Origin of the sequence: Pseudomonas nabeulensis (assembly GCF_004682045.1) — a bacterium.
Taxonomy (GTDB): domain Bacteria; phylum Pseudomonadota; class Gammaproteobacteria; order Pseudomonadales; family Pseudomonadaceae; genus Aquipseudomonas; species Aquipseudomonas nabeulensis.
Map to the genome: position 1 here is coordinate 1 of NZ_QUZT01000123.1, position 7,963 is coordinate 7,963.

The 7,963-nt window shown below is 62.8% G+C and carries 5 protein-coding genes; 2 read left to right on the forward strand and 3 right to left on the reverse strand.

Going from position 1 to position 7,963, the window contains the following annotated elements; genetic code table 11:
• Positions 1–64 precede the first annotated feature (64 nt).
• From DYL61_RS30780 to DYL61_RS30790, 3 genes are read right to left on the reverse strand one after another with little or no spacing between them, the layout of a single operon-like run.
• Positions 65–1,426, reverse strand: a complete 1,362-nt coding sequence (locus DYL61_RS30780) for an efflux transporter outer membrane subunit (protein ID WP_420825097.1) — start codon at positions 1,424–1,426, stop codon at positions 65–67.
• Positions 1,426–4,548, reverse strand: a complete 3,123-nt coding sequence (locus DYL61_RS30785; protein WP_135311521.1) for an efflux RND transporter permease subunit — start codon at positions 4,546–4,548, stop codon at positions 1,426–1,428. The genes DYL61_RS30780 and DYL61_RS30785 overlap by 1 nt, the downstream gene beginning before the upstream one ends.
• Before the next feature lie 2 nt (positions 4,549–4,550).
• Positions 4,551–5,720, reverse strand: coding sequence for an efflux RND transporter periplasmic adaptor subunit (locus DYL61_RS30790; RefSeq protein ID WP_135311522.1), 1,170 nt, complete (start codon positions 5,718–5,720; stop codon positions 4,551–4,553).
• Between the two features lie 146 nt (positions 5,721–5,866).
• On the opposite strand from DYL61_RS30790, the gene baeS reads away from it, so the two are divergent.
• On the forward strand, positions 5,867–7,252 hold the full coding sequence (gene baeS / locus DYL61_RS30795; RefSeq protein ID WP_135311523.1) for a sensor histidine kinase efflux regulator BaeS: 1,386 nt from the start codon (positions 5,867–5,869) through the stop codon (positions 7,250–7,252).
• A gap of 3 nt (positions 7,253–7,255) precedes the next feature.
• On the forward strand, positions 7,256–7,930 hold the full coding sequence (locus DYL61_RS30800) for a response regulator (RefSeq protein ID WP_135311524.1): 675 nt from the start codon (positions 7,256–7,258) through the stop codon (positions 7,928–7,930).
• The last annotated feature ends 33 nt before the right edge of the window (positions 7,931–7,963 follow it).

Consider the following 7,963-nt stretch of genomic DNA (forward strand, 5'->3'; position numbering starts at 1 on the left):
CTGGCATTAGGGTAAGCCCCCTCCCACATTGATCTCTCTCGACAGCTCGATTGTGGTGAATCCGTTATTGCCAGCCGCCGCCCATGACTTTGTACAGGGTCACGCGGTTGCTTTGCTCCGCCAGGCGCAAAGTAATCAGGTCCTGCTGCGCGCTGTACAAGGAACGCTGCGAATCCAGGGCTTCGAGATAACTTTGCGAACCGGCGCGGTAAAGCGCATCTGACAGCTCAAAGCTCTTTTGGCTGGCATCGGTCAATGCCTGCTGTGCCGCCAGGCGCTGATCCAGCGTGCTACGTACCGCCAACGCATCCGCCACTTCCTTGAACGCGGTCTGCAATGTCTGCTGGTAGGTCTGCACCTGAATCTCCTTCTCCACCTTGGCCGCATCCAGCGTGGCGCGGTTACTGCCGGCGTCGAAGATCGGCACGCTGATGCTCGGCGCAAAGGTCCAGGCGCCGCTTCCGGCCTTGAACAGACCGGACAACGCCGAACTCGCCGAACCCGCGTTCGCGGTCAGGCTGATGCTGGGGAAAAACGCTGCACGCGCTGCGCCGATATCGATATTCGCCGATTTGAGGCTGTGCTCTGCCGCCAATACATCCGGGCGTCGCTGCAACAGGCTCGACGGCAATTCAGCCGGCACTTGCACCAACGCCGCCGCCGATTGCAGGTGGGTGCCCGGCAGCAACGCTTCGGGAATATCGCTGCCCACCAACAGGCGCAAGGCATTGCGGTCCTGGAGGATCTGGCTTTGGTACTCCGCCACGTCAACCCGTGCCGATTCCACGGTGGTTTGCGCCTGAGCCACCGCCAATGCCGCCGAGCCACCCAGCGCATGGCTGCGCTGGGTCAGTTCATAGGTGGCTTGCTGACTGGCCAGGGTGTCTTCGGCCAATTGCAGGCGTTCGTTGTCGGCAGCCAGGGTCAGCCACGCAGTGCCCACTTCAGCCACCAGGCTGATTTGTGTGCTGCGCTGGGTTTCGGTCAGTGCCAGGTAGGCTTCCAGCGCCTCGTCCTGCAAGTTCTGTACGCGACCGAACACGTCGACTTCGTAACTGCTCAACCCCAATTGCGCGCTGTAGTCGTGGGTGGTGCCGGTGCTGGCGGTACGTGCGTGGGTGCCGCTGACGCCCGCGTCAATCGTTGGAAACGCCGCCGCACGCTGGATACGGTATTGGGCCTGGGCCTTCTCGATATTCAGGCTGGCCAGGCGCAGGTCGCGGTTATTGGTCAGCGCCAAGCTTTGCAATTGCGCCAGGCGCTTGTCGGTGAAGAACTGCTGCCATTGGATATCTGCTGCCACCTCGCCCCTGACGCCGGCTTGCCAGGCAGACGGCACCGGCGCCTCCGGTTGCTGGTACTGCGGTGCCAGGTTGATGCAGCCACTTAGGGCCAGTGCGGCCAGGATCGGCCCGTAAAACCTCATCATGCGTCACCTTTCTGGACGGTTGGGGTCGCGGTGCTGACGCGGCCAAAGCGGCGGCGGATCAGCACAAAGAACAGCGGAACAAAAAAGATCCCCAGCACCGTGGCGCTGAACATGCCGCCCAACACACCGGTGCCGATGGCCCGGCGGCCGGCGGAACCGGCACCGCTGCTGATCGCCAACGGCAGCACGCCGAACATGAAGGCCAGGGAGGTCATCAGGATCGGCCGCAGGCGTTGGCGCACGGCGGTGAGTGTCGCGTCCCATAGGCTGTTGCCCTGCTCTTGCAGGTGTTTGGCAAACTCGACGATCAGGATCGCGTTTTTCGCCGCCAGCCCCACGGTGGTCAGCAGCCCGACCTGGAAGTACACGTCATTGCTCAAGCCGGTGACCCGTGTGGCCAATACCGCACCCACCACCCCCAGCGGCACCACCAGGATCACCGAGAACGGCACCGACCAGCTTTCGTACAACGCTGCCAGACACAGGAACACGAACAGCACCGACACGGCATACAGCAACGGCGCCTGGGAACCGGACAAGCGCAGTTGATAGGACTGCCCGGTCCACTCATACCCAATGCCCTGGGGCAGTTGCCGGGCGATGGCTTCGACGGCGTCCATCGCATCACCGGAACTCACACCCGGCGCCGGGTCGCCCACCACCTCCAACGACGCACTGCCGTTGTAGCGTTCCAGCAACGGCGAGCCAAAGCTCCACGAACTGCTGGCAAACGAAGAAAACGGCACCATCTCGTCATTGCTGTTGCGCACAAACCAGTGGTCCAGGTCCGCCGCCTGCATGCGTGAATCGGCGGCGCCCTGCACATATACCTTCTTCACACGGCCCTGGTTGAGGAAGTCATTCACATACGTGCCGCCCAGCGCAGTGGACAAGGTGGTGTTGATATCACTGGTAGACAGGCTCAAGGCGCCAGCCTTGCGGTCGTCGATGGTGACCTTCAGCTGCGGCGTATCGTCCAGACCGTTGCTGCGCACGCCCAACAGGCGAGGGTCTTGCTTGGCCAATTCGATGAATTGCTCACGCGCGGCGACCAAGGCGTCATGGCCCAAGCCCCCCAAGTCTTTGAGCTGCAAATCAAACCCCGAGCTTTGCCCCAGACCACGCACCGCCGGCGGCTGCATGACGAACACATCGGCATCGCCAATGCTCGACAACGCCAGGGTGGCGCGCTGGGCTATCGTGGCGGCATCGGCCGAGCGCTCGCTCCAGTCCTTGAGGCGGATAAACGCCCGGCCGGTGTTCTGGCTGTTACCGCCCATGCCCAGGCCGCTGATGCTGATCATCGCCTCGACTTCGGGCTGCTTGAGCATGTAGTCCTCAAACTGCGCCATCACTGCCTGAGTGCGGCTGTCGGTGGCGCCCACCGGTAACTGGATCTGCGCCATCAGGGTGCCCTGGTCTTCATCCGGCAAAAACGAGGTGGGCAGGCTGGCGTAACCGGCGGCCATGGCCAGGGCCACCAGTGCGTACACCACCAGGCTGCGGCGGCCGCGTTGGAGTACGGCGCCGACCAGGCCTTCATAGCGCGCCGAACAACGTTCGAAACCCCGGTTGAACCAACCGAAAAATCCGCCCTGGGTGCCATGGCCGTTCGAGGGTTTGAGCATGGTTGCGCACAGCGCCGGTGTGAGGGTCATCGCCACCAACACCGACAGCACCATGGCCGAGACGATGGTCACGGAGAACTGCCGGTAGATAATCCCGGTGGACCCACCAAAAAACGCCATCGGGATAAACACCGCACTCAGTACCAACGCGATGCCGATCAATGCGCTGGTGATTTCCGCCATGGATTTGCGCGTCGCCTCAAGCGCGGGCAACCCCTCCTCGCTCATCACCCGCTCGACGTTTTCCACCACCACAATCGCATCGTCCACCAGCAAGCCGATGGCGAGCACCATGGCGAACATGGTCAGGGTATTGATCGAATAGCCGAATAACGCCAGCACGCCAAAAGTGCCGAGCAACACCACTGGCACGGTGATCGCCGGGATCAGCGTGGCCCGCAGGTTTTGCAGGAACAGGAACATGATCAACACCACCAGCAAGATGGCCTCGCCCAGGGACTTGACCACTTCCTCGATGGACAGGCTTACAAACGGCGTGGTGTCGTAGGCGATCACGGTTTTGAGCTGCATTTCGGTGGGGTAATACGGTTCCATTTCCTTGAGCTTGGCTTTCACCGCGTCCCCCACCTCCAGCGCATTCTCCCCCGCTGCCAGTTGTACGCCCATGGCCGCCGCCGGCTTGCCGTTGAGGGCCGAGTTGACGTCATAGCTCTCGCTACCCAGTTCTACCGTGGCCACGTCCCCCAGCAGTACGACGGCACCGTTACTGGTGGACTTGACCACCACGCTGCGAAACTCCTCGGCGGTCTGCAATTTGCTGCGCGCCGTGATGGTAGCGTTGAGTTGCTGGCCCTTGGCGGCAGGCAATGCGCCCAGCTGGCCGGCGGACACCTCGGTGTTTTGCGCCTCCAGGGCAGCGCTGACGTCCGAGGGCATCAGCGCGTATTTTTCCAGCAGCGCCGGGTCGAGCCAGATGCGCATGGCATAGCCAGAACCCAGGGTTTGGACTTCGCCCACGCCGTCGATACGGCTGATGGAGTCGAGCAAGGTGCTGGAGATGTAGTCGCCGATCTGAGTGCCGGTGACGGTGGGATTGTCCGAGGCCAGCGCGGCGATCATCAGGAAGTCCGAACCGCCCTTGGTCACCGTCAGCCCTTCGCTCTGCACCGACTGCGGCAGGCGCGATTCGGCCTGTTGCAGCTTGTTCTGCACCTGCATCTGCGCCACGTCCGGGTCGGTACCGGCGCCAAAGGTCAGGTTGATACTCGCACTGCCCGCCGAACTGCTGGACGACGACATGTAGGTCAGGTTATCCAGACCGGTGAGCGCCTGCTCGATGACCTGGGTCACCGAGTCTTCCACGGTCTTGGCCGAAGCACCGGTGTAAGTGGCGGAGATGCGCACCGTGGGCGGCGCGATATCCGGGTACTGTTCCAGCGGCAGTTGGCTGATGGACAACGCGCCGCCGAGCATGATCACGATGGCGATAACCCAGGCAAAGATCGGTCGATCTATAAAGAAACGCGCCATGCTCAACCCTCCTTCGCCAGTGCGCCGGCATCCACGGCCTGGGTGTGCACCACGGCGCCGACGCGGACTTTCTGCCCGCCCTCGACGATCACCTGGTCACCGGCCTGCAAACCGGCGGTGACCCACCACTGGTTGCCGATGGCGCGGTCGACGGTGAGTACGCGTTGTTCAACTTTGCCGTCGACCACCAGCAACACCGACGTCACACCGCTGGCGCTGCGGGTCACGGCCTTTTGTGGCACGAGGATCGCCTGGTCATCGCGGGCTTGTTCCAGCTCGCCGCGCACGTACATGCCCGGCAGCAACAGGTGGTCGGGGTTGGCGAACACGGCGCGCAAGGTCACGGTGCCGGTGCTCTGGTTGACGCTGACACCGCTGAACTTGAGGCGACCTTCCTGGTTGTAGGTGCTGCCGTCATCCAGCTTGAGGCTGATGCGGGCTTCGCCATCGCCATTGGCCTGCAATACGCCGCTGGCCAGGTCGCGCTTGAGGCCGAGCAGTTCGCTGGTGGACTGCGTTACGTCGACGTAGATCGGGTCGAGCTGCTGCACGGTGGTCAGCGCCGTGTCCTGGTTGGCCACTACCAAGGCGCCGGGGGTGACGGTGGAGGTTTCGATACGCCCGGCCACCGGTGAGCTGATGCGGGTGTAGGCCAGGTTGATGCGTGCGGTCTCGACATCGGACTGAGCCACCTGCACATCGGCGGTGGCGGTAAGCAGCGTGGCCTGGGAATCCTCGTTGGTTTGCTGGCTGATGGCGTCGATCTTCACCAGCTGCGCATTACGGGTGGCGGTGGTTTGCGCAGACTTCAAGGTCGCACGGGACTTGCTCAACGTGGCCTCGGCCTGGGCCAGTGCGGCCTTGTAAGGGGCGGCATCGAGTTGGTAGAGCGCCTGCCCCACCTTGACCTCGGCCCCTTCGACAAACAGGCGCTGTTGCACGATGCCGCCGACCTGCGGGCGGATCTCGGCGACCATAAAGGCCTGGGTACGCCCGGCCAGCTCGGTGGTCAGCACTTGGGTTTTCGGTTGCACCGTCAGCACCGTTACGCTGGGCGTGGCAGCCTGCGGCGCGGGGTCGCCGGCCGAACAGCCGCCGAGCACGGCCAGGATGATCAAAGAAAGGAAAACCGCGGCGGTTACCAGGTATTTGGCGAAGTATTTGGTCGACATATCTGCCTCTGCAAGACGGGATGGCGCAAGCCTTACCCTTATGCTGCGAGGCAAATGTGCAGGAAAATTGAAGATTGCCCGCCCGGGTTGAATCTTTTGCGCCTGAGGGCCTAAATGGGCAGGTCCCTTCTTTACGGCCGCTGTTCATGAAGCTGAGTATTTCCACCAAGTTGTTTGTCGCGGTATTGGCCGGCGTGTTGCTGGTCATCCTCAGCATGGGGGTAGCCACCAGTTGGAGTTTTGGCCGGGGGTTCCTGGGCTATATCAATGAACAGGCGCTGGAACGCATGACACCGGTATTGCCGCGCCTGGTGGCCACCTATGAGCGTGAAGGCAGTTGGGAGTATTTTCGCAACCAGCCGGATCGCTGGTTCGAAGTGATGCGCCCGGAACCCGGCGAAAAGCAGGCGATTCGCGACTTGAAGACGCCGCTGTTGTCGGACCTGACCGGCGCGCTGTTTCGCATTGCCCTGCTCGATAAAGACAAAAAACGCGTCACCGGCTACCCCGCCATTGGCGACGACGCCCTGACCCTGCCGATTGTGGTCGCGGGTGAAACCGTCGGTTGGCTGGCGGTGACACCGTTCCAGAGCGTGACCGAAGCCGGCGGCGAACGCTTCCAGCAGTACCAGTTCCGCACCAGTCTGGTGATGGGCCTCTTCTCTTTGTTGATGGCGATGCTGATTGCCTGGTGGATCGCCCGCACCTTGCTGACGCCCGTCAAGCGCGTCGCGGCAGCCACCCACCGCTTGGCCAGCGGCGACTACAGCAGTCGGGTCGAAGTGGCCTCCAACGACGAAGTCGGCCAATTGGCGCGGGACTTCAACCAGTTGGCCTATACCCTGGAGCGCAACGAGAAGATGCGCCGCGAATTCATGGCCGATGTATCCCATGAACTGCGCACGCCGTTATCGGTGCTGCGCGGGGAGTTGGAAGCGATTGAAGACGGCGTACGCACCCTGGACCAGACCGCGATGAAATCCCTGCAAGGCGAAGTCAGCATGCTCAGCCAGTTGGTGGATGATTTGTACGAGCTGTCCCTGGCGGATGTCGGCGCCCTCACCTACCGCAAGGCGCCGTGCGTGCTCAATGAGTTGCTGGAACACAGCGTCAGCATGTTCCAGGAGCGCTTGAACAACCGGCAACTGCGCGTCGAGCTGGAGCTGCCCGCGCAACCGCTGGAGGTGCTGGCGGACGCCAATCGGTTGCAGCAACTGTTTTCCAACCTGCTGGAAAACACCGTGCGCTATACCGACCCGGAGGGTGTGGTGCGTATCAGCGCCGGTGTGGATGGTGAGGAGGTGCGTGTCGAGTTGATGGATTCTGGCCCCGGCGTGTCGGCCAATCAGTTACCACGCTTGTTCGAGCGCTTCTATCGCGGCGAATCCTCGCGCAACCGCACCAGTGGCGGCGCCGGACTGGGCCTGGCGATCTGCCAAAGCATCGCCCTCGCCCATGGCGGCAGCCTCAGCGCCGATCACTCGCCCCTCGGCGGTTTGTGGCTGACCCTGCGCCTGCCCCGGAGCCTGTAAAGCATGAGCGAAGAACGCCCGATTCTGATCGTCGAAGACGAACCCAAACTCGCCGCACTGATGCAGGACTACCTCACGGCGGCGGGTCATGAAACCCTGTGCCTGGACAACGGCCTGCAAGTGGTGCCGGCAGTGCGTGCCCATGACCCCAAGCTGATCCTGCTGGACCTGATGCTGCCGGGCCGCGACGGCATGCAGGTGTGTGAAGACCTGCGCGGGTTCAGCGCGGTGCCGATCATCATGATCACCGCCCGCGTCGAGGAAGTGGACCGCCTGTTGGGCCTGGAGCTGGGGGCCGATGACTACATCTGCAAGCCGTTCAGCCCGCGTGAAGTGGTGGCCAGGGTCAAGGCGATCCTGCGCCGCAGCCCGCAATTGCTCAGCAGCACCGCCCCCCGTTTGGTGATCGATGAAGCGCAGTACCTGGCCACGCTCGACGGCATCGCGCTGGACCTGACGCCGCTGGAACTGCGCCTGCTCAACACCTTCGCCCGCAGCCCTGGCCGCGTGTTCTCCCGTGACCAGTTGCTGGACCAAATCTACTCCGACCACCGCGTGGTGACTGACCGCACCGTGGACAGCCATATCCGCAACCTGCGGCGCAAGCTGGAACAGGCGTGCCCGGGGGAAACGCCGATTGAGTCGTTGTATGGGGTGGGTTACCGCTTCCAGCTGTAAGGACACCACAGATCCATTGTGGGAGGGGGCTTG